Source organism: Cupriavidus sp. SIMBA_020 (assembly GCF_046535395.1).
GTDB classification, from domain to species: Bacteria; Pseudomonadota; Gammaproteobacteria; order Burkholderiales; family Burkholderiaceae; genus Cupriavidus; species Cupriavidus campinensis.
The window spans coordinates 1-266 of sequence record NZ_JAWRWU010000738.1; the positions used below are offsets into that span (position 1 = coordinate 1).

Genomic DNA, 266 nt, shown 5'->3' on the forward strand with positions numbered 1-266 from the left:
TAGTGTGTTCACCAGCACCGCCGGCAGCCGCTCGCTCAAGCGCGCCAGCACATCCGCTATTGCTTTGTTCAACGCCGAGCGGCCGACTGCCATAACTTCGCCGTACTCCGTCAACAATCCGCGCAGGCCATTGCTCTGCATCGTGCGGAACTTAATCAGTTGCTGGCGCATCCGGTGCAGCGCCAATACCGCCTGCTGAGCCTCGCTCTTGACCGCCACCGACTTCACGCTCGACTGCTGCACCGCGGTCCAGATCGCGCGCGCAT

The 266-nt window shown here is 62.8% G+C and carries 1 pseudogene; it reads right to left on the bottom strand.

The annotated features are described in order from the left end of the window. Positions 1 to 266 (bottom strand): annotated as a pseudogene (locus SB751_RS31290) (IS110 family transposase); the annotation flags it as partial.